The 21,492-nt window shown below is 74.0% G+C and carries 19 protein-coding genes; 15 read left to right on the top strand and 4 right to left on the bottom strand.

Going from position 1 to position 21,492, the window contains the following annotated elements:
- Positions 1–155: 155 nt before the first annotated feature.
- The 13 genes from ACH4SL_RS32625 (at position 156) to ACH4SL_RS32565 (ending at position 17,226) form a co-directional block, all read left to right on the top strand.
- Positions 156–671, top strand: a complete 516-nt coding sequence (locus tag ACH4SL_RS32625) for a hypothetical protein (RefSeq protein WP_398452531.1) — start codon at positions 156–158, stop codon at positions 669–671.
- Positions 641–2,062 (top strand): hypothetical protein, encoded by a 1,422-nt coding sequence (locus ACH4SL_RS32620; protein ID WP_398452529.1) that lies wholly within the window; start codon positions 641–643, stop codon positions 2,060–2,062. Before ACH4SL_RS32625 ends, ACH4SL_RS32620 begins: the two co-directional genes overlap by 31 nt.
- Entirely contained in the window at positions 2,059–3,543 is a 1,485-nt protein-coding gene (locus ACH4SL_RS32615; RefSeq protein ID WP_398452526.1) for a VWA domain-containing protein, read from the top strand. The genes ACH4SL_RS32620 and ACH4SL_RS32615 overlap by 4 nt, the downstream gene beginning before the upstream one ends.
- A 120-nt stretch (positions 3,544–3,663) precedes the next feature.
- Entirely contained in the window at positions 3,664–4,809 is a 1,146-nt protein-coding gene (locus ACH4SL_RS32610) for an AAA family ATPase (RefSeq protein WP_398452523.1), read from the top strand.
- Positions 4,806–7,586 (top strand): hypothetical protein, encoded by a 2,781-nt coding sequence (locus ACH4SL_RS32605; protein WP_398452521.1) that lies wholly within the window; start codon positions 4,806–4,808, stop codon positions 7,584–7,586. Before ACH4SL_RS32610 ends, ACH4SL_RS32605 begins: the two co-directional genes overlap by 4 nt.
- A gap of 263 nt (positions 7,587–7,849) precedes the next feature.
- On the top strand, positions 7,850–9,061 hold the full coding sequence (locus ACH4SL_RS32600) for an ROK family protein (RefSeq protein WP_398452519.1): 1,212 nt from the start codon (positions 7,850–7,852) through the stop codon (positions 9,059–9,061).
- Positions 9,062–9,346: 285 nt separating this feature from the next.
- Entirely contained in the window at positions 9,347–10,783 is a 1,437-nt protein-coding gene (locus tag ACH4SL_RS32595; protein ID WP_398452516.1) for an aldehyde dehydrogenase family protein, read from the top strand.
- A gap of 9 nt (positions 10,784–10,792) precedes the next feature.
- Positions 10,793–12,139, top strand: coding sequence for an ABC transporter substrate-binding protein (locus tag ACH4SL_RS32590; protein WP_398452514.1), 1,347 nt, complete (start codon positions 10,793–10,795; stop codon positions 12,137–12,139).
- A complete protein-coding gene (locus ACH4SL_RS32585; RefSeq protein WP_398452511.1) occupies positions 12,139–13,035 on the top strand; it encodes a carbohydrate ABC transporter permease in 897 nt (298 codons plus the stop codon). The genes ACH4SL_RS32590 and ACH4SL_RS32585 overlap by 1 nt, the downstream gene beginning before the upstream one ends.
- Complete coding sequence (locus ACH4SL_RS32580; RefSeq protein ID WP_398452507.1) at positions 13,032–13,928, top strand: carbohydrate ABC transporter permease; 897 nt, start codon at positions 13,032–13,034, stop codon at positions 13,926–13,928. Before ACH4SL_RS32585 ends, ACH4SL_RS32580 begins: the two co-directional genes overlap by 4 nt.
- A 210-nt stretch (positions 13,929–14,138) precedes the next feature.
- On the top strand, positions 14,139–15,332 hold the full coding sequence (locus ACH4SL_RS32575) for a glycoside hydrolase family 6 protein (protein WP_398452505.1): 1,194 nt from the start codon (positions 14,139–14,141) through the stop codon (positions 15,330–15,332).
- Between the two features lie 281 nt (positions 15,333–15,613).
- The gene (locus ACH4SL_RS32570) at positions 15,614–16,132 is read left to right on the top strand and encodes a hypothetical protein (RefSeq protein ID WP_398452502.1); all 519 of its coding nucleotides are present in this window, start codon (positions 15,614–15,616) and stop codon (positions 16,130–16,132) included.
- A gap of 149 nt (positions 16,133–16,281) precedes the next feature.
- Positions 16,282–17,226 carry a carbohydrate kinase family protein gene (locus ACH4SL_RS32565; RefSeq protein WP_398452500.1) on the top strand — a complete coding sequence of 315 codons (945 nt, stop codon included), beginning with the start codon at positions 16,282–16,284 and terminating at the stop codon, positions 17,224–17,226.
- A gap of 62 nt (positions 17,227–17,288) precedes the next feature.
- On the opposite strand, the gene ACH4SL_RS32560 is transcribed toward ACH4SL_RS32565, so the two are convergent.
- From ACH4SL_RS32560 to ACH4SL_RS32545, 4 genes are all read right to left on the bottom strand, one after another.
- On the bottom strand, positions 17,289–18,176 hold the full coding sequence (locus ACH4SL_RS32560) for a DUF6227 family protein (protein ID WP_398452497.1): 888 nt from the start codon (positions 18,174–18,176) through the stop codon (positions 17,289–17,291).
- A 276-nt stretch (positions 18,177–18,452) separates the two neighbouring features.
- On the bottom strand, positions 18,453–18,638 hold the full coding sequence (locus tag ACH4SL_RS32555) for a hypothetical protein (protein WP_398452495.1): 186 nt from the start codon (positions 18,636–18,638) through the stop codon (positions 18,453–18,455).
- On the bottom strand, positions 18,635–19,732 hold the full coding sequence (locus ACH4SL_RS32550) for an AraC family transcriptional regulator ligand-binding domain-containing protein (protein WP_398452491.1): 1,098 nt from the start codon (positions 19,730–19,732) through the stop codon (positions 18,635–18,637). The genes ACH4SL_RS32555 and ACH4SL_RS32550 overlap by 4 nt, the downstream gene beginning before the upstream one ends.
- Before the next feature lie 291 nt (positions 19,733–20,023).
- Positions 20,024–20,713, bottom strand: coding sequence for a TetR family transcriptional regulator (locus ACH4SL_RS32545; protein WP_398452488.1), 690 nt, complete (start codon positions 20,711–20,713; stop codon positions 20,024–20,026).
- Positions 20,714–20,818: 105 nt separating this feature from the next.
- Here ACH4SL_RS32545 and ACH4SL_RS32540 point away from each other — a divergent pair, with 105 nt between their 5' ends.
- Complete coding sequence (locus tag ACH4SL_RS32540; RefSeq protein WP_031513931.1) at positions 20,819–20,971, top strand: hypothetical protein; 153 nt, start codon at positions 20,819–20,821, stop codon at positions 20,969–20,971.
- Positions 20,972–21,126: 155 nt separating this feature from the next.
- The gene (locus tag ACH4SL_RS32535) at positions 21,127–21,342 is read left to right on the top strand and encodes a DUF4190 domain-containing protein (RefSeq protein WP_398452641.1); all 216 of its coding nucleotides are present in this window, start codon (positions 21,127–21,129) and stop codon (positions 21,340–21,342) included.
- Positions 21,343–21,492: the final 150 nt, after the last annotated feature.

Below are 21,492 nucleotides of genomic sequence, written 5' to 3'. Positions count from 1 at the left end.
TGCCCGGCGGCGGTTCCGCGACCGCGTCCGGTCCCCACCAGGGCGGACGGCGGCGCTTCCGCTCAAGATCGGCATTGTCAGACCCTCCGGCTACCTTCAGTGGTGTCGCGCCGGTCAGGCGCGCAGACCCCGGCGTGTGCAGAGGAGATGACGCGTTGTCCGAGTGGGAGCCCGACTGGGGGAAATCCAGCACGGTGCGGGTGGTGGCGCCCGCGAGTCCGCGCAAGCTCGCCAAGGTGCCGTTCGTCGAGCTGGCCGACGGGCGGTTGCAGGGAGTGGTGTCGAGCGGCTCGGACATAGCGCGGGTGTACGTCTCGTCGGTCGCCGCGGGCTCGTTCGCGTTCACGTGCAGCACGAACAACAACCGTCCCTGCGGCGGCGCGCGCGGCATGTTCTGCAACCACATCCGCGCCCTCGTCGGCGAGGCCGTCCTCCAGTACGGTGCGCAGCGCGTCGCCCGCTACATGCGGCTGGATCCCGTCGAGGCCGGGGCGGACGCCGACGCGGTCCTGACCCCGATGGCGCAGGCCCGCCCGCAGCAGGGCGACTCGTCGGCGGCAGCCGCCGTCTTCAGCCGCTTCCTGCGCCAGTTGAGCTACCTGGAGCTGGCGCCGACCACCGCGCCGCTGCCGGAGATGCAGTGGTTCCCGCCGACCAGGGCGGTGGCGTGATGCGGGCGGACGTGCTGGCCGAGGAGATCGACGGGCTCGACGAGGCCCTGGCCGCCGTCGACGCCTTCGACGAGGCGCTGGCCTCCGGTCTGCTGCGGCCGCAGCCCGCGCAGGCGGCGGGCCTGGCGGCCCTTGCGGGCGCGCTCGCCGGGTCGCCGCTGGCCGGGAAGGTCGCCGAGGCGGCCGAGAAGGCCGCGGCGGGGGCGGCGGGCGAGGACCACTTCGTGGCGCTCGCCGCAGGCCGCACCGCCCTGCTCGGCTCGGTGCACGACGCGCTGGCCGCGCGTGTGGCCGAGGCGACGGGCCGGTCCGCCGCCGAGCCTTCCGCCCCGGAGCCGGGCGCGCAGCAGGCGGCGAACGTCCTGGTGGCCGCCCGCTCCTGGCTGTCGGACCTGGCCCGCCGCGGCTGGCGCGGCATGGACCACGAGGTCGTCGCGGGCGCCGCACCGGTCGTCGCGGCGATGCTGCCCGACCCCGCGCTGCGCCGCCTGGCCGCGCTCCTCGACGGCTTCGCCGACGAGCTCGCGGCGTGCTGCCCCGGCGCCGCCCTGGAGCGCGTCCCGGCCCGCCGCTGGGGCGATCTGTGGTCGCGCGCGCTGCTGCTGACACCGCCCGGCGCCGCGGGTGCGCCCGCCGGGGCCCGCGCGACCGGCCGCCTGCTGCCGCTCGGTGTCGACCTGCACGAGCACGCCACGGCCGTCCAGGCCCAGGTGCACGCGGTGTTCGAGCCCGCCGACGGATCCACGGCGCTGCTGGTACGGGCGAGCGTGTCGGCGCCCAAGCCGGAGACGGTGGTGGGCGCGGGCCTTTGGCAGCTGCTGCGCCCGCACATGTCACTGCTGGCCGCCGCCGGTGAGGGCCGGTGTATGGACGTCACGGGCATGCCGCTCACGGCCGAGGGCGATCTGGTCTGGGACGACGCGTGCGCCCGGCCGGGGGAGCCGGCCGACGCGTTCAGTACGGCCAGGGTCGCGCTGCCCGCGGCCGCAAACCCGGCGACGGCGCCGCTCGACCGGCATCCGGCGCGTATCGCCGTCCCGGTCTTCGTAGAGGGGTACGCCATCGTCCAGGACGAGGAGAGGGGCCTGGTCCTCGGCTTCGCGGGCGGTGAACTGCCCGTCGACACCGACCGGATCCCGGTCGCCGGCCCGCTGGCACCGGAGGCCGTCGCGAAGTCCGCCGCCTGCATCGGCCTGCTGCGCTGGGACGCGGGAGCCTTCCGCCTCCAACCGCTCGCCGTCGAGAGCGTCGTCCGCAAGAAGCCCGTCGCGCTGCACGCGGGTGCATGGGCGGGCGGCACCACCGACAAGGCCGGGGCCAAGGCGGAGAAGGCCGCCACCGACGCCGCCGCGGCACTGCGGGAGCGCGCGGGAAGGCTGCTGCGGAAATGACCGACCAGAACGGCGCGCCGCTGTCCGCGCCCGCCCACGACGCCCGGCGGCAGGTCGTCTACTGGCGGCTGCTCGCCCGGCTCTTCGACCAGGAGGAGCAGCCGGCCCTGGAATCCGCGAGCCTGGCAGTCGTCGAGGACATCGGCCTGCCCGCCGCGCTCCTCGACCCGCAGGTCTCCGTCGACTCCCTGGTGCAGCGCCACCCCGGACTGGCCGCCGAGTTCGACGGCCTGATGCTCCCGCAGGCACCCGGGCCGGACGGCAGCGGCGCGGACGGCGCCGGGGACGGGGACGACGCCGGGGCGGACGGGGAGGACGGCAGGGACCGCGCCGCCGAGGTGCGCCGCGCCGCCCTGGTCTCCAAGGTGCTGCTCAACGTCTTCGCGACCGGCGGCGGGGCCGTCACCGCGGGCCAACTGGCCCGCTGGCAGGCCGACGCCTGCTGGCTGGAGCGCGCCCTCGGCTGCCGCCCCGGCGATCTGCGCGGCGGCCGCGGCGCGGGCACCGGAGCGGGCGGCGCGGCAGGACCCGGCGTCAGCCCGACCGGGACGGGCGTCGGGCACGGCACGCCCGACCTGAGCCGGCTCGTCCCGGCCATCGGACCGGACCTGGCGGCGATCGAGGCCGACCTCGTCAAGCGGATGCAGCTGCGCGAGGTGCTGGCCGATCCGCAGCTGGCCGCCCGGCTCACCCCGAGCATGTCGCTCATCGAGCAGTTGCTGCGCGACAAGAACAACCTGTCGGGTGTCGCGCTGGCCAACGCCAAGGCCCTGATCCGCCGCTTCGTCGACGAGGTCGCCGAGGTGCTGCGCACCCAGGTCGAGAAGGCCACGGTCGGCGCGATCGACCGGTCGATCCCGCCCAAGCGGGTCTTCCGCAACCTGGATCTGGACCGCACGATCTGGAAGAACCTCACCAACTGGAGCCCGGAGGACGAGAAGCTCTACGTCGACCGGCTCTACTACCGCCACACCGCTCGCCGTACGACACCGCAGCGGCTGGTCGTGGTGGTCGACCAGTCGGGCTCGATGGTCGACTCGATGGTCAACTGCACCATCCTGGCCTCGATCTTCGCCGGACTGCCCAAGGTCGACGTGCACCTGATCGCGTACGACACGCAGGCCCTCGACCTCACCCCGTGGGTGCACGACCCGTTCGAGACGCTGCTGCGCACCAACCTCGGCGGCGGCACGGACGGCACGGTCGCCATGGCCCTCGCGCAGCCGCTGATCGCCGAGCCGCGCAACACCGTCGTGGTGTGGATCTCCGACTTCTACGAATGGCGCAGCGAACCGCTCTTCGAGAGCATGGCGGCGATCCACCGCTCGGGCGCCCGCTTCATCCCGGTCGGCTCGGTCACCAGCGCCGGCCGCGGCAGCGTCAACCCGTGGTTCCGCGAGCGCTTCAAGGACCTGGGCACGCCGGTGCTGTCCGGCCACATACGCAAGCTCGTCCACGAGCTGAAGTCGTTCCTCACCTGACCTTCCTCGGCCGACCTTCCTCGGCCGACCTTCCTCGGCTGATCCGGGCCCCGCCCGACCACCTCTGCCGCGAAGGCGGCCCCTTCACACGTTCGACCGTCCTGCGAGAAAGGCCCTGACATGTCCGACCTGCTGCGCGCGCCCGCGGAGATCAAGTACGCCGAGGAGCTGGACTGGCTGGAGTCCGTCGACGACGGCCCGAAGCCCTTCAGCTGGCGGCTGTCGCCCAAGACGGTGCGGCTGTTCGTCCTCGGCTCCGAGCGCTCCGACGGCCTGGACCGGGTGATCGCCCCGAAGTGGTTCGGCGACCGCAGCTTCGTGGAGCGCTCGATCGTCACCCTCGCCTCCGACCGCGGCCTGCTGCTGATCGGCGACCCGGGCACGGGCAAGAGCTGGCTCGCCGAGCTGCTGTCCGCCGCGATATGCCGCAATTCCACGCTCGTCGTCCAGGGCACCGCGGGCACCACCGAGGACCACATCAAGTATTCGTGGAACGTCTCGCAGGTCATCGCGAGCGGCCAGTCGCGCGACTCGATGATCCCCTCGCCGATCATGACCGCGATGGAGGCCGGCGCGATCGGCCGCTTCGAGGAGCTGACCCGCGCCACCAGCGACGTGCAGGACGCGCTGATCTCCATCCTGTCGGAGAAGTACATCTCGGTGCCGGAGCTGGGCGGCGACACCGCGGAGGCCGGGGAGGGCGGCACCGCCGACAACATCGTCTTCGCCAAGCCGGGCTTCTCGGTCATCGCCACCGCCAACAGCCGCGACCGGGGCGTCAACGACCTGTCGTCGGCCCTCAAGCGGCGCTTCAACTTCGTCCGCATCCCGGTGGTGACCGACAAGAAGAGCGAGGCGGAGATCGTCCGCTTCCGCACCGAGGAACTCCTCCGCCGGCACTCCATCGACCTCGACGTGCCGCCGACGCTGCTGGACGTGCTGCTCCAGAGCTTCGCCGACCTGCGCGCCTCGGCCGCCGCCGCGGGCAGCGACGACGAGAAGCTGGAGTCCGCGCTGTCCACCGCCGAGCAGATCGGCGTGCTGGAGGACGCGATCCTGCACAGCACCTTCTTCGGCGAGCGCAGCCTGACCGCCCGCACCCTGGCCGCCTCCCTGGTCGGCTCGCTGGCCCGGCGCGCGCCGGAGGATCTGGCGATCCTCAACAAGTACCTGCACGGCGTGGTCGAGCCGCGCAGCAAGGACCAGGGCGGCTCGTGGCCGGAATTCCTCGACGGCGGTCGCGACGCGATAGCCACCCTCTCGTGAGCGGCGCACAGGAGGCGGCGCCCTTCGACGCGCTGCGCGGCCGGCTCCAGGAGGCCGCCGCCGAGTTCGCGGACGGTCCGGACGCCCTGGAGGGCATCCTGCTGGGCATCGTCGACGACGTCGACCGCGCGGTGCGCGAGCCGCTGGAGATCTTCCCGGTGTGCCACCACTCGCCGGCCTCCGCGGTCGCCATGGCCCGCCGGCTGCGCGAGAAGCAGCCCAAGGTGGTCTACCTGGAGCTGTGCGAGGACATGGCGCCGCTGCTCCCCGAGCTGCGCAACTGCCGCCTGCCGGTGGCGGTGCAGGCCTTCGCGAGCGAGGTCGACGGCTTCCCCGCCGAGTGGGCGCCGCTGTCGGTCGTCGCCCCGATCACCGAGGCGTCCGCCGAATACCAGGCGATCGCGTACGCGCTGGACACCCCGGGCGTCGAGCTGGTGCTCGTCGACCGGTCGTGCGACCACGTCTTCCAGTGGCAGCCGGAAGGCCCGCGGCCGGCCGCCGAGCCCGGCGCCGAGCCGGACGCGCCCGCCCCCGAGGAGGAGGCGGCGCTGCACGGCGACGCCGTCGGCGTGGACGTCGGCGACCTGCGGCCGCGGTTCGCCGAGCTGGAGGAGTACCTGCTGCGCCACGGGCGGGTACGCCACTGGTCGGAGTGGTGGCACCAGTACGTCGAGGTGCCGCTCGGAGACAGCGACCACGACACCTACCGGCAGGTCATGCTGCTCATCGGCAGCCTCTTCCGGCGCCTCGCGCCCGGCGATCCGGGCCGCGTCCGGGTCGACGAGGACCGCGAGCGCCACATGTGGACGCGGATGCGCGAGCACCTGGCGGCCACCGGCACCGACCCGGCCGACTGCCTCTACGTCTGCGGCGCCTTCCACGCCGCCAGCCGCGTCCCGGAGTTCGGCGTGCACGGCAGCGACACCTTCGAGATCACCCCGCCCAGCGCGAGCACCTGGCAGTACGGCCTGATCCCGTCCAGCCACACGGCGATAGAGGCGCAGTTCGGGCTCGCCGGCGGGTCGGTGTCGATCGCCGCGACGCAGTGGGCGAAGAACGTCCGGCGCAGCCGGGTGCGGCCCTTCCGGCTCGCCGGGCAGACCGGCGGCAAGCTCCCGAAGGCCGCGCGGGCCCTGCCCCGCGTACCGGACACGGAGGCGTCCGACCGGCTCAGCGGCTTCCTGCAGCGCCCGCCGGTCCTCGACCGGCTGGACGAGGAGGAGCTGCTCGGCTGGAGCGTCGACATCGTCCGCGCCGCCCGGCGGAGCGGCTACCTCGCCTCCACCGCCGACGCCATCGCCGTCTTCGAGACCTCCATCCTGCTGGCCGGGATGCGCGACCGGGCCAGGCCCACGCCGTACGACTTCCAGGACGCGGCGGTCACCTGCATCGAGAAGGACACCGTGCCGGGCCGCCGGGACGTGCGCCGGCTCGTCGAGATCATGATGGGCGGCGACCGGATCGGCCAGGTCGGCTACGACGCCCTGCCGCCGCTCGCCCGCGACGTCCACGACCGGCTCGCCCCGCTCGGCCTGAAGCTCCAGCAGCGCGGCGTGCAGCGCGCGCTGCTGGACATGGCGTCCAGGCCCGAGCTCAAGGCCTGCTCCGACGTGCTGTGGATGCTGCGCCACCTGATGCCGCACGGCACCGCCCGCCCCATCATGGGCGAACGGCGGCTGGGCGAGCAGCCGATCCAGGAGTCCTGGGACGTCGCCCTCGGCACGCACCAGCGGGCCCTGATCGAGCTGGGCTACGAGGGTGTGAGCATCGAGCAGGTGCTGGAGCAGCGGCTGCGCCGCGAGGCCTACGGGCCGCAGGCGACCACCGCGCGCGTGCTCCAGGCCGTCGAGGACGCCACGCTCCACCTGCGCAGCCGCCGCCTCGCCGACGAGCTGGGCAACCGCGCCCTGGAGGTGCTGGCCACCGAACGCACCGTGGACGGTGCGCCCGAGGTGCTGCGCCGGGTCCGCCGGCTGCTCGCGTACTACCGCACCTGCGAGCCGGCGCTGCCCGGCTGGATCGAGTCCTTCGTCAGAACCGGCTACGCGCACTACTGCACGCTGCTGCCGACCGCCTTCACCGACGAGGACGCGACCGTACGGCAGGTCGCCGCGACGCTCGGCTTCCTCTTCGGCATGGAGAGCCTGGCGCTGTCGCTCGGCTGCGACCGCACCCAGCTGGAGCTGGCCGTCGCGCAGTCCCACCCGGAGGAGCCGGCCAGGGTCGCGCTGCTGTGGGCGGCGCAGCTCCAGCTCGGCCGGCTCACCCGGGCCGAGCTGCGCGAACGCTGCTCCGGGATGCTCGGCAACCCGCTGGTGGTGCCCGCCTACCCGCGCTATCTCAGCGGTTTCCTGCACGCGCTGGAGCCCGTCCCGCAGCTCGCGGACTTCGTGGTGGAGCTGGTGTCGGAGGCCTTCGCGGTGCTGCCCGACCCGGTGCTGCTGCCGTGGCTGCCGACGCTGATCGGCACGCTGCGCTCCGGCGGCGCGGACCTGGCCCCGCTGCTGATCCGGGAGGCCGGGCGGGTCTTCCCCGGGCGGCTCGCGGCCCTCGACGCGTGGGTGCCGCCGTGGGCGGCGGAGCCCGCCCCCGCGCTGCCGCCGGCCGCCCGTGGCGCCGCGCTGCTCGCCGCCCACCCGGCGGCGTGCGACGCGCTCGCGGAGCTGCTGGGCTGCGAGGTCACCTGGGCGGCGGCCGGGCCCGGCCCGGCCGGCGCGGTCCTCGCCGCCCGCCACCCGGCGACGGCCGCGGCCCTCGCGGAGATCCTCGGGGCCTGAGCCGCCGGGACACAGGTCAGGACGCCCTGCCGCCGGGGCGTCCTGACCCGTGTCCCCGGGGGGCCGGACTGCCGCGGAAATCTGGGAGAGCGCTCCCCGAGAGGCGGCGCCGCAGCCGCGATCTGGCACTATGTGCCATGTCGTAGCGATTCCCTGGGGGCGCCGTGCAGTCCGGACGCGCCCCGGGTCCGGCCGGGCGGGTCCCGCGGCGGGACCGGCAAGGCGCGCGGACCGCCGGGACCGACAGCTTGAGGGGGAGCCCGGTGACGCGCGAGGTGGGCCGGACGACGAGGGACCTGCGGCGGATCAACCGCACGTCCGTGCTGACCAGGCTCTACCTGCACGGCCCGGCGAGCCGCTTCGACCTGATGAAGGCCACCGGGCTCAGCTCCGCCACGGTCAGCAACGTCGTGACCGACCTGGTCGCGGACGGCCTGGTCGCCGAGGCCGGGCTGCTGGACTCCGACGGCGGCCGGCCCCGTACGCTGCTCGAAGTCCGGCCCGGGTACGCGCGGGTCGTCGGGGTCGACATCGGCGAGACGCACGTCCAGGTCGGGCTCTTCGACTGGACGCTGGACACCCTCGGCACCGCCACCTACCCGATGGACGAGGGCCGCCCCGACCCCGTCGTGCTCGCCGAACTGGTGCGGGCCGGTATCGAGGAGGTCACCGCCAAGGCGGGCGCCGACCCCGCGACGCTGCTCGGCGTCGGGGTCGGGGTACCGGGCGCGGTGCTGCCGGACGGCCTGGTGCACGCGCCGACCCTCGGCTGGTCCGACGTCCCTTTCGGGGCGCTGCTGCGCCCGCACGTCGCCGCCCCGCTGCACGTCGACAACTGCGCGCGCACGCTGGGCCAGGCGGAGATGTGGCGCGGCGCGGGCCGCGGCGCGCAGCGGGCCATCGTCGGACTGCTCGCGGTCGGCGTCGGCGCGGCGGTGGCCACCGGCTCGCCCGGCGGGGTGACCAGCACCACCAGCGAATGGGGCCACACCGTCGTCGAGTCCGGCGGCGCGCCCTGCCGGTGCGGCTCGCGCGGCTGCCTGGAGGCGTACGTCGGCGCGGACGCGATCCTGGAGCGCTACGGGCGGCTCGCCGGCCTCCCGGAGCCGGAGGACGCCCGTCCCGGCGCCGGCGGCGGCACCGACACCGAGGCGCGGCTCGCCGCCCTCGTCGCCCGCGCGGACCGGCCGGGCCCGGCTGCCGACACCGTACGCGGCACCGCCGAATACCTCGGCATCGGCATCGCCAACCTCGTCAACCTGCTCGGCCCCGACCGGGTCATCCTCTCCGGCTGGGTCAGCGCGGCGATGGGCCCGGCCATGATGCCCGCGGTGCGCGACGCGATGCGCCGCCACACCCTGGACTACCTCGCCGAGCGCACCGTGCTGGAGCTGGGGCGGCTCGGCCCGGAGCAGGTCGCGCTCGGCGCGGCGACGCTGCCGGTGCACGAACTCCTCACCGCGGGCGGGCGCTGAGCCGAGAGCGGCCGCTGATCCACCGGCGGCGCCCGACCACCGGCCCCTGAACCGTCCGCCCCGTGTGCCGGGAGCCAACCCGGCGCCGTGGCACGTCCTCTGACGTCCCGTCATGCCTTCCGGTCGTCACTCGCGGCCGCGCCGTGCGCGCACCCTCGCGGCAACACCGCGGAAATTTATGTGTCACGACCGTTGACCCCCCATTCGCTTCTACTTAGTTTAAGTCGCAGAAAAAGCACGCGGGCGATGCCCCGCCACCCTCCCCGTACGCACCCTGGAGCCCGTATGCCCTCCCAACCCGGCGACGGCCGGCTGTACATCGACGGCGCCTTCGTGCCCGCCGCCTCCGGAGCGACCGCGGTCGTCGAGGAGAAGGCCACCGGCCGCCCCCTCGGCAGCTACGCCCTCGGCGGCGCCGCCGACATCGACCGCGCGGTGGCCGCCGCACGGGCCGCGCAACCGGGCTGGGCGGCGCTGTCCGCACCGGACCGGGCGGCGTACCTGCGCGCCATGTGCGGCTATCTGGAGGCCCACTTCGCCGACCTGGTCGAGCTCAGCATGCGCGAGACCGGCGGGGTGCGGGCCAAGGCCGAGGACGAGGTCGGCACGAGCATCAAGCAGCTCACGCTGTCCGCCGTCCAGGCGAGCGAGAGCGCGGGCGACATCCTGCCGCCGTACAAGGCGGGCAAGCTGTCGATGTCGCGCGCGGTGCCACTGGGTGTTCTCGGGCTCATCACACCGTGGAACTACCCGATGAACCTCGCGATGCGCGCCCTCGCCCCGGGTCTCGCCTTCGGCAACACCGTGGTGCTCAAGCCCGCCGAGCTGACGCCGGTGATCGGCGGCCAGGTGCTCGCCGCCGCGGCCGACCACGCGGGCCTGCCGCCCGGCGTGCTCAACGTCGTCACCGGCGACGGGCCGGGCGCCGGCTGGCCGCTGGCCCGCCACCAGGGCCTGGACATGCTGGACTTCACCGGCTCGCGCGAGGTCGGCCTGGCGATCACCCGCGCGGCCGCGGCCGAGCTGCGCGACATCCGGCTCGAACTCGGCGGCAGCAACGCCTTCGTGGTCCTCGACGACGCCGACATCGACCTCGCCGCGGGCTGCGCGATGATCGCCTCGCTCGAATTCCAGGGCCAGACCTGCATCAGCGCCAGCCGCCACATCGTCCTGCGCGAGGTCGCCGACGCCTATCTCGACGCGCTGACCCGACGGGCCGCCGCCCTCACCGTCGGCGACCCGTTCACCCCCGGCACCGCGCTCGGCCCGCTCATCAGCGAGGCGCAGCGCGACCGCGTGCACCGCGGCATCGTCGAGCCGTCGCTCGCGAGGGGCGCCCGGCTGCTGACCGGCGGCACGTACGACGGGTTGTTCTACCGGCCCACCGTCCTGGCCGATGTCACACCGGACATGCCCGCCTTCCGCGAGGAGATCTTCGGCCCGGTCATCCCGGTGACCGTCGTCGACTCCGAGGCCGAGGCGGTGGCCCTCACCAACGGCCTGCCCATGCTGATGAACTCCGTCTTCACCCGCGACCTGGTACGCGGCCTGTCCGTCGCGGAGCAGCTGCACGCGGGCGAGGTGCACGTCAACGACGCGCACGCCCGGCACGGCGCGGAGAACCAGATGCCCGGATTCACCCGGCGCCAGTGGATCGGCCTCCAGCGCACCCCACTGACCCTTCCCGACTGGGCCGCCGCGCCCGCCACGACAGAGAGCTGAGGACACCCCATGAGCGTGACACCGAGAAGACGGCGCGCGAGCGCGGCCGCGGCCCTCGCGGCAGGGCTGCTGCTGGCCACGGCGGCCTGCGGGGGCGGCGGCTCCGGCTCCGGGGACAAGGCCGACGGGAAGTCCGGGGGGACGGACGGCGGCGGCAAGGGCAAGGTCACCCTGACCTTCTGGGACTGGGACCCCAACATCGACAAGGTCGTGGCGAAGTGGAACACCACACACCCCGACATCCAGGTCAAGCTGTCCAACCCGGCGGGCGGCGACCAGCTCGTGGCGAAGATGATCACCGCCCACGAGGCGAAGAACGGCCCCGACATCGCCAAGGTCGAATACCAGTCGCTGCCCGCGCTGGTGTCCAAGGGCGTGGTCGCCGACATCACCGACTACACCAAGGACACCGTCACCAAGTTCGACGACGCGACGCTGCGGAGCACCGTCTTCCAGGGCAAGGTCTACGGCGTCCCGCAGGACGTCGCCCCGCTCATGCTCTTCTACCGCACCGACCTCTTCCAGAAGTACGGCCTGAGCGTGCCGAAGACCTGGGCGGACTTCGCCACCACCGCCAAGGCCCTGCGCGCCAAGGACCCGAAGGCGTACCTCACCAACTTCGACGCCGCCGACCCGGGCTGGTTCACCGGGCTCGCCCAGCAGGCCGGCGCGCAGTGGTGGTCGGCGAGCGGTGACACCTGGAAGGTGAACATCAACGACGCGCCCACCAAGAAGGTCGCGAGCTACTGGCAGCAGCTCGTCGGGGACGGCAGTGTCGCCAAGAACCCGTCGTTCTCCCCGCAGTGGAACAAGCAGATGAACGACGGCACCCTGCTCACCTGGATCTCCGGCGCCTGGGCCCCCGCCCAGCTCGGCGGCATCGCCCCGTCGACCAAGGGCAAGTGGGCCGTCGCCCAGCTGCCCGCCTGGACCGCGGGCGACCCGGCCACCGGCATCTGGGGCGGCTCGGCGACCACCGTGACCGCCGACTCCAAGCACCCGAAGGAAGCGGCCGAATTCGCGTCCTGGCTCAACACCGACGACGCGGCCGTGACCGAGCAGGTCAAGCAGATCAACGTCTACCCCGCCGCGACCGCCGGCCGCTCGCTGCCGGTGCTCCAGGCCGCGCCCGCCTTCTTCCCCAACCAGCCCGACTTCTACGCCGAGGTGAAGAAGGTCGCCCCCGCCGCCCGCAGCTTCCCGATGTGGGGCCCGGACGTCACCGTCACCTTCACCGGCTACACCGACGGCTTCGGCAAGGCCCTCCAGTCCGGCGGCGACTTCGGCGCGGCCCTGGACGCCATGCAGGGCGCGACCCTGGCGGACATGAAGAAGCTCGGATTCACGGTCGGCTGATGGCGCGCAACGTACCTCCCGCGCGCCGGACCAGCGGGTTTCCCTACCTGCTGGTCCTGCCCGCCGTGCTGCTCTTCGCCGGGTTCGTCGTGGCCCCCGGCGGCTACGCGCTGCTGCTCAGCTTCCAGCGCCGCAAGGTCAACGGCGGCCTGCTGGGCGGCGGTACGCACACCGTCTGGGCCGGCCTCGCCAACTACCGCGACGTCCTGGGGGATTCCGAGCTGTGGTCCGGGGTGGTGCGGATGCTCGCGCTCGGCGCGATCACCGTGCCCGCGACCGTCGGCCTCGCGCTGCTCTTCGCGGTGCTGCTGGACCTGGAGGGCACCCGGCTGCGGCGGGCCACCCGGCTGACGATCTTCCTGCCGTACGCGGTGCCCGGTGTGATCGCCTCGCTCATGTGGGGCTTCCTCTACCTGCCCGCGACCAGCCCGATCGGGGGCGACCGCGCCGACTTCTTCGGCCAGGTCGCGGTCTACTTCTCGGTCGCCAACGTCTCGGTGTGGGGCGCGGTCGGCTTCAACATGATCGTCATCTACACCGCGCTGCGCGCCCTGCCCGCCGAGCTGTACGAGTCGGCGCGCCTCGACGGTGCGTCGGAGTGGCAGATCGTGCGGCGTATCAAGGTGCCGATGGTGATGCCCGCGGTCGTGATGTGCGCGCTGTTCACCGTCCTCGCCGCGCTCCAGGTCTTCAACGAGCCCAACACCCTCAAGCCGCTCTCCAACGCGGTGTCCTCCACCTGGGTGCCGCTCATGAAGATCTACGACGACGCGTTCGGCAACTCCGACATCTACTCGGCCGCCGCGACCTCCGTCGTCCTGACCGCCGCGGCCCTCGCGGTGTCCTTCGCCACCGCCCGCCTCATCCACTCCCGGGTCCAGCAGGAGTCCGCATGACCGCCCCCTCGATGGCCCCCGCCGCGCGCGGGCGTACCGCCGCCGCCCCGGCCCGGCGCCCGCGGCGGATCGCGGTGCTGCCGACCGCGGGGCTCGTCCTCGGCGCGCTCTACTGCGTCGTCCCGACGCTGTGGATCCTGGTCGCGGCCACCAAGTCGAGCACCAAGCTCTTCTCGACCGACACCTACACGCCCTCGCTCGATCTCGGCCTGGCGCACAACATCCGCGACCTGTCGGACTACCAGGGCGGCATCTTCTGGCACTGGATGTTCAACAGCTTCCTCTACGCCACCGTCGGCGGGGTGCTGGCGTCGCTGGTGTCGGCGGCGACCGGCTACGCGCTGGCCAAATACGCCTTCCGCGGGCGGACCGCGCTGTTCAACACCATCCTCGCCGGGGTGCTGCTGCCGCAGATCGTCCTCGCGGTGCCGCAGTACCTGCTGCTGTCCAAGGTGGGAATGACGGACAGCCTGGTCGGGGTGCTGCTGCCGCAGCTGTTCAACCCCTACGGCATCTACCTCTGCAAGATCTACGCGGAGTCCGCGGTGCCGGACTCGCTCCTGGAGGCGGGCAGGATCGACGGGGCGGGCGAGGGGCGGCTGTTCCTCTCGGTCGGCCTGCGGCTCATGGGACCGGGGCTGGTGACGGTCTTCCTGCTGCAGTTCATCGCGATCTGGAACAACTTCCTGCTGCCGTTCGTGATGCTCACCTCCGACGACAAATTCCCGCTCACCGTGGGGCTCTACAGCCTGCTGCGGCACGGCGCGGCGGAGGCGTCGCTCTACTCGCTGGTGATCACCGGGACGCTGCTGTCCGTGCTGCCGGTGATCGCGCTGTTCCTGTCCCTCCAGCGCTTCTGGCGGATCGACCTGGTGACGGGGGCCCTCAAGTAGGGGACCGCGGCTCGCGCCTGTGCCCGGCCCCGACCCTGTGCGGGCTTCGAGGTCTTCACTTCTTGAAGCCCGCACAGGGGATTGACGCCGGTAGCGCTGCGAGGAGTTAATTCCTTCAACCGCCGGTGGGAGCGCTCCCACTTTCACTCGGGCAGGGCTCCCCGGCGGTATCCGTGTCCTGTGCCGAGGATTACCGAGGAGCCCGTCCGCATGACCGCACGCGTCCGTACCCGTACGCTCACCGTCGCCGCGGCCACCGCCGCACTCGCCGCCGTCACGGCCGCGGTGCCCGCGCACGCCACCGCGCCCGGCCACCCCGCAGCCGCCCCCACCACGCTGTTCACCCCGCCGGCTAACGCGGACGCGAACGCGCAGATCCTGGACCTCGTGAAGCACTGGCAGATCAAGGACGCCGCCGGGCTGCTCGCGATGACGCTCACCCCGCAGGCCGTGTGGTTCGACGGCGGCACCACCCCCGCCGCCACCCGCGCGGCGGTCGACAAGACCGTCAGCGCCGCCGCCCGCCGCCACCAGCTCCCGGTCCTCGCGCTCTACAACATCCCCGGCCGCGACTGCGCCCAGTACTCGGCGGGCGGCGCCGCGAACACCGCCGACTACCAGGCGTGGATCGACGCGGTGAAGGCCGGCATCGGCAACCGCCCCGCCGACGTCGTCCTGGAGCCCGACTCGCTCGCGCTCGTCCCGTCCGACTGCGGGATGGACGACGCCCAGGGCACCAAGACCACCGAGCGCTACGACCAGATCCACTATGCCGTGAACGCCCTGGAGCCGCTGGCCGGCACCAAGGTCTACCTCGACGCCGGGCACAGCGGCTGGCACAGCATCAACGACATCGTGCCGCGGCTGATCGCGGGCGGCGTCGACGACGCCACCGGCTTCTACCTCAACATCTCCAACTACCGCTCGGACAGCGAGATCGCCTGGTACGGCAAGCTCGTCTCGTCGTGCCTGGCCTACGTCTCGGAGGGCGGCGACGCCGCGGCCTGCCCCAACCAGTGGTGGCCCGTCAACGACGCCCAGACCTGGCTGGACGCCAACGTCCACACCGCGCCGGCCGCGATGAAGCACTACGTCGCCGACACCAGCCGGAACGGACAGGGCCCCTGGACGCCGCCGGCCGGCGTCTACTCCGACGCCCAGGACTGGTGCAACCCGCCCGGCCGCGGCCTCGGCGCCCGCCCGACCCTGAAGACCGGCGACCCGCTCCAGGACGCCAAGCTCTGGGTCAAGATCCCCGGCGAGTCCGACGGCCAGTGCACCCGCGGCACCGCCGGCCCGAACGACCCCGAGCGCGGCTACCAGGACCCGGCCGCGGGCAAGTGGTTCCCGCAGCAGGCGCTGGAGCTGCTGCACCACGCGAACCCGGCGGTGCTGCCGCACTGAGCCCGGACCCGGCTCCTTCCCCACGCGGGGAGCGAGCCGGACCCGCGCCGCTCTCCCGCCCGACCTGCGCCGCACCCGGCGCCGACCCGCGCGCACCTCGCGCCCGACCCGCGCCGGCCCCGGACCGCCCCCGGGCCGCGCGCAGCGGCTCCTCAGCCCCCAGCCTCGGGCGAGGGCCGCGCCCCGAGCCCGCCCGCCGGCACCGCGCCGGCGGGCGGGCTCTCCGCCTTTCCGGCGTGGGGCCGCCGGTGCCGCGGTGGGCGATGGGGCAGAGTGGCCGCATGCTGCCCGAGGTGCCCTCGCCGGACGACCCGCACGTGCGCCACATGCGCCGCGTGCTGCTGGCCGTCATCACCGGAAGCTTTCTCTTCCTCATCCCCTGGATCGGCTATCTCTACGTGAGCCTGCCCACCCACCGAACGGTGAGCAACTGGCGCTACGCCTGGGTGGGTTTCGACGGCGCGCTCATCGTGCTGCTCGGCATCACCGCGGTGTGCGCGTGGCGGCGGCTCCAGATCTTCATCCCGTGGGCCGTGGCCACCGCCACGCTGCTGTGCTGCGACGCCTGGTTCGACATCGTGCTGGACTGGAACAGCGGCGACCTGGCGGTCTCGATCATCACCGCGGCCGTGGCCGAGATCCCGCTCGCCGCCCTGCTGCTGCACGCGGCCCGGCGGATGATCCGGCTGACCCTGACCGTCGCTTGGGCGCGGGCCGGCCGCGAGGGTCCTGTGCCGCCGCTGTCCCGGATGTCGGTGCTGGTGCTGACGGAGGACACCACGCCCGAGCACCGGCCCTGACCTGGCGGGGGCGCATTCGCGTTCGCTGCCGGGGGAGTTGTCCACAGGGCTGCCGCGCGGGTCTGGCCGGGGTGTGGGCCGCTCGGTAAGATCTTTCTGTAAGTTTCAGCACGGCCGGTCAGGTTGGCCGGGACGGGGGGAGCGGAGCCATGGCTGTCGCAGCGGAGGGCGCGGCGTACGACGTGCTGGTGGTCGGCGGTACGGGCGTCGACACGATCGTGCGGGTGGACGAACTGGCGGTGCCGGAGGGCGACTCCTGCTCCGTCCCGCCGATCAGGGATTACGTGGCGCACACGGGAAACGGGGTGGCGCTCGGCTTCCAGGCCCTGGGCCTGGCCACGGGCTTCATCGACTTCCTCGGCGAGGACGCGCAGGGCCGGATGATCCTGGAGCGGTACGCCGCGGCCGGTCTCGACTTCCACCACCTGCCCGCGCCGGCCGGCACCCCGCGCAGTGTCAACCTGGTCGACCGCGAGGGCCGCCGCTTCTCCTTCTTCGACGGCCGCCACCCGCGGGATCTGCGGCTGCCCCCGGAGTTCTACCTCCCCTATGTCGAGCGGGCCCGGCATGTGCACATATCCCGCTCCGGACCCGCCGAGCCGGTCTTCGCCGACGCGGCACGCCTGGGCCGCACCATCTCCACCGACCTGCACGCGTGGGACGGCGAGGACGCGTCCGCGCTCCCCTGGGCCCTGGGAGCGGACCTGGTCTTCCTGAGCGCCGCGGAAGTGGGGGAGCGGATACCCGAGGTCATGCGGCGGATCCTGGCGGAGGGCCGGGCGGAGCTGGTGGTGGCGACCGACGGCGCCGCGGGCTGCCACGTCCTGGAGCGCGGGGAGTCCGTGCCGCGGCGCTTCCCCGCGGTGGTGCCGGAACGGCCCGTCGTGGACAGCAACGGCGCGGGTGACGCCTTCCTGACGGCCTTTCTGCACCGCCGCTTCTCCGGCGCACCCCTGGAGGAGTGCGTGCTCGCGGGGGCGGTCTCCGGCGCCTTCGCGTGCGGGGTCCCCGGCACGCACGAGGAGCTGATCGGCGCCCCGGAGCTGGCCGCGGCCGTCGCGCGGGCCACACCGGCCCGTACGCCGGTGGGCTGACCCGCTCCCGTACGGGCGGCGGTCCGGCGGGAGCCTGCCCGGGTGTGCGGCGGGGTGGACGGTCAGCCCGCCTCGATGCGGCGGACCGCGGTGTCGAGGGCGGCGTCCTGCGAGGTGTAGACCTCGCACACCGGGTTGCCGGTCGGCGTCCTGGTGTGGTCGATCTCCCACAGGCTCAGTTCGGTGCCGTCCAGCAGCAGGAACGCGTGCTCGTAGAGCGACCAGGACACCTGCCGCCCGGCCACCAGGGTGCTCCGGCGGGTGACGATGCTGATGTCGTGCGCGATGGCCGCCCGCAGCCGGGCCCGCAGTTCGTCGCCGGGCGCGCTCGGGTTCGCCGCGCGGCGCAGCAGCCGGCGGGCGTGCTCCGCCGAGTCGCCCTCGGTGTACGTGCGCCGGAGCGCCTGGTCCGGGGCTGCGGCGAGCAGGGCGTCGAGTTCGTCGGCGTCACCCGCGTCGGCGTCGCCGGTCACCCGGTCGCGCCCGCCGGTGCCGGCCGCCCCGCCGGTACGGATGCCGCCCGCCGGGTCCGCACCCCGCGGCGCTCCGCCGGAGGCGCCGTAGGGCACCTCCACCGGGCCCATCGGCCCGCCGAAGGCCAGGTCGACCTCCCACTCGGCGAGGGCCAGGTCCTCCGGCTGTGTGAAGACCGTGCGGTGCGGCAGGCCGTCGGCCGCGGTGTCGTGCTCCAGCTCCCACAGCAGCCGCACGTCGCCGTCCGGCATCAGGAAGCTGTGCCGGAAGGTTCGGCGGTTCATCCGGCGCGGCGGGCCCTTGGCGTGGCGGCAGGACTGCAGGCCGCAGTGGTGCATCAACGCGGTCCGCAACGCGTCCAGTTCGTGCGCCGCCTCGATTCCGCCGACCGCTCGGGCGAGCAGTCCTTCGAGCTGGTCCGCGGGCGTGCCGCCCGCGCGCTCGGGTTCCGCTGTGTTCGCGAACTCGCCGTCCATACGGTCCTCCCGGCCTCCGCCGTACCGCAACCCCGGCGACTCAGGGTAGTAGGACCGTCGCCGATTGCGCCCGCGAACGCCGACATTTCCGGGCGTGCGGCCGATTTTCGCGCCCTGTACGGCATGTTCCGGCCCCGCGCGCCCCATGCGCACCCCGCCGCGCCCCTGCCGCAAGGGCCTCTCGCGTCAGAGCCCTCTCGTGTCAGGGCCCTCTCACGTCATGGGAGTCGGTGCGTTTCGGGCACGGGGCCGGCCGGCCGCGGCGCTCCCGGTGGGTCAGCCGGCGGGGTGGCCGGCGCCGTCCTGCTCCGGTCCGGGGAAGGGTGTGCCGCAGCGTGCGCAGCGCGGGGCCTTCATGTCCTCGCGCATCGCGCCGCACTCGTCGCAGACCCGCTCCAGCCAGCAGACCGGGTCACCGCCCTCGGTGCGCTCCTCGTGGCCGTGCTCGCCGTCCGCCGTCATCCTCGTGTTCCCTCCTCCGCCGTGGCCTCCGCGGTACGCGCCGCCCCGTCGCCGTCCGCCGCGGGCCGCTCCTCCCGGGCGTCCCAGCGGCTCCGCGCACGCCGCAGCGAGCGGGCCTCGGCGTAGCCGAGCCGGGCCGCGGTCTGCTGCGCCGACCAGCTCCCCGTACGCCGCAGGCCCAGGGAGAACTCCTGGCGCACCGCGTCCAGTTCCGCCCGCCAGGTGGTGTCGGACTCGGCCAGCCGGCGCTGCAGGGTGCGCGGGCTGACGGCGAGCTGCCGGGCGGCCGCGGCCAGCGACGGCCGGCCGTCGGCGAACTGCGTGAGGATCGCCCGGCGCAGATCCGGCAGCGGTCCGGTCGGCCGGGGTGGCGGGACCGCCGCCGCGGTGCGCCGGATGATCGCCGCGAGCGCGGGGTCGGCGCCGGGAAGCGGGGTGTCCAGCGCCCGCCGGGTCAGCGTGATGCTGTCGGTCCCGGCGTCGAAGTCGATGCTTCCGTCGCCGAAGAGTTCGGTGTGGCCGGCCGTCCGGCGCGGTGCCCGATGGGTGAAGGAGACCCGGGCGGGGGCGACCGCGCCGCCCGTGCTGTGCCGTATCACCTGGGTGAAGGTGCCCATCACGAACTCGGCCACCAGCCCGCGCAGTTCGCTGTCGGGCAGCAGCGCGCCGTAGGAGATGGTCACCTCCTCGTCCGACTCCTCGGTGGCGAGTTCGGAACCGTCGCTGAGCAGGTGCAGATGCGCGCCGGAGACCGCCAGCCCCTCGCCCAGCGTGGGCGCTGTGCTGAACAGGTAGTCGAAGAGGTCGAGTTGGCCGTGCCGGTAGTCCGCCGCCGTCAGCAGCCCGGCGTCCTGGCGTCCGGTGCGGCCGATCACCTCCGTCCACAGGCCGTAGAGGCGCATCGACGGGACGCGCGCGGTCGGCGGGCCCTCCAGCACCTCGGGCGGGAGCCCCGCGGCGCGCAGCATCGACCGGGTCCCGGTGTCGCCGATCGCCGCGGCGCGGGCTATCAGCCGGGGCAGGACGACGCTCTCGGTCGGCCCGGCGTTCGGCGCCGCCACGGCGGGCGGCGGGGACGTCGGGGTCGGCGGCATGCCGGGCACCTCGGGAGTCTGTGTGGGGGCGAGGGGGCGTCGGGCCGGCCGGCGGGGCGAAGTACGCGCGGCGCCGCCGGTCTTCCGGAAGCCTAACGTCCTCCTGGCGCGTTGTGTCCGCCTCGTGGCGCGTTCCGTCCTCCCGGACCGGGGGAGCGGTGACGATGATCAGACGAACGGGTGCCTTCGGGCACCGGGTGCGCCCGCGCCAGGGAGGGGGTGGGCGCACCGGGGGGAGGGGCACCGGCGCGGATGGGCCACCGTCCGCGCCGGTGATCAGGGCCGTCGGCCTCAGCCGTCGCTCGTGCCGCCTGCGCCGCCCACGCGCTCGCGTGGCCAGTGGCGGCGGCCGAGGCTGACGATCCGCATCCGCAGCCGGGCCGTCTCGGCGATCGAGGCCCGCGCGGCGGTGTCCTCCCGCGGCGCCTCCATGACGGCCGCCGCCGTCAGCACCATGTGGTCCACGTAGAGGCCCGCCAGCACCCGCAGTTCCGCGGGGCGCCAGCCCGCCGACTCCGGCTGGGCGGCGAGCCCGGCGGCCACCTCCGTGGTGAAGCGGTCGAGTTCGGCGGCGATGGCCTCGCGCACCGGACGCACCCCGCCGTAGCGCTCGCGTGCGATGAAGCGGACGTGCGCCCGATGCTCGTCGGCGTACGCGACCGTGAGCGCCACCGCGCGGTCGATGAGGTCCGTCGGGTCCGAGGAGTTCGCGGGAGCCGGGCCGTCCGTGCCGCCGGCCATCACCTCCCGGACGACCGCGTGCAGGCTGCCCAGCGCCTCGCCGACCAGGGCCACGCCCAGCGCGGCCATGTCCGGGAAGTGCCGGTAGAAGGCGGCCGGTGCGACGCCGACCTCACGGGTGACCTCGCGCAGGCCGAGGCTGCTCAGGCTCTGCCGGTCCAGCAGCCGCAGCCCGGCGTCCAGCAGCGCCCGCCGGGTCTGCTCCTTCTGGGCCTGCCGGACCCCTGGTGTGTGACTCACATCATTCAGTAAACAACCGTTCGCCGACTTCCGCTACCGTTAGACTCGATAGTCAGTGAACAACTGTTATCCGAACCCCCGAGACCGACTGGAGGTGCCGCCGGTATGGCCCTTGTCGTCGTCCTGCTCGGCATCGGCGTCGTGATGGGCGCCGCCGCCCATATGCCGCTCACCGTCTTCGGCGTCGCGTCCGCGGCCGTCGCCGCGTGGCTGCTCGCCTTCGCCGTACGCGAGGCCGTCGCGCGGCGCCGCGGCTGACGCCTCGCCCCGGCGTCCCGCCGACGCCCTCGGCCGCCGCCCGCACGGCGCCGGCCCCCCATCCGACAACGCCCACGGAAGAGGACACCGTGAACCCCGCAGCCCATCCGGTCCCGGCCGGCACTCCGGCCGCGACCACCGACGACGCCGACGGCATGGCCGTCGCGTCCTTCCTGCTCGGCCTGCCCGGCCTGCTCGTGCTGAACCTCGTGCTGGGCCCGGCCGCGATCGTGCTGGCCCTCGTCGCGCTCGCCCGCGGCACCCGCCGCCGCGGCCGCGCCCTGCTCGGACTCGCCCTCGGCGTGGCCGCGGTGGCGCTCCAGATCGCGCTGACGATCGCCGGCCACGGGGTGCTCTGGTCCTTCGAGTGACCCGCGCCCCGTGCGGGCCCGGTCGCGGAAGGCCCCGTGACATGGGTGTGGGGGCCGGCGGTCGCGCGCGGGCCCACCCCCAGAAACCAAAGGCGGGGGGCGCCCGGCCCCGGCGCACCCGGGGGGTGCCCGGGGTGAGCGGGAGGCCGC

Source organism: Streptomyces sp. NPDC021020, from assembly GCF_044333285.1.
Taxonomy (GTDB): Bacteria; Actinomycetota; Actinomycetes; order Streptomycetales; family Streptomycetaceae; genus Actinacidiphila.
The sequence above is the reverse complement of the archived record's forward strand: the minus strand, read 5'-3'. Positions and strand labels throughout refer to the sequence as shown.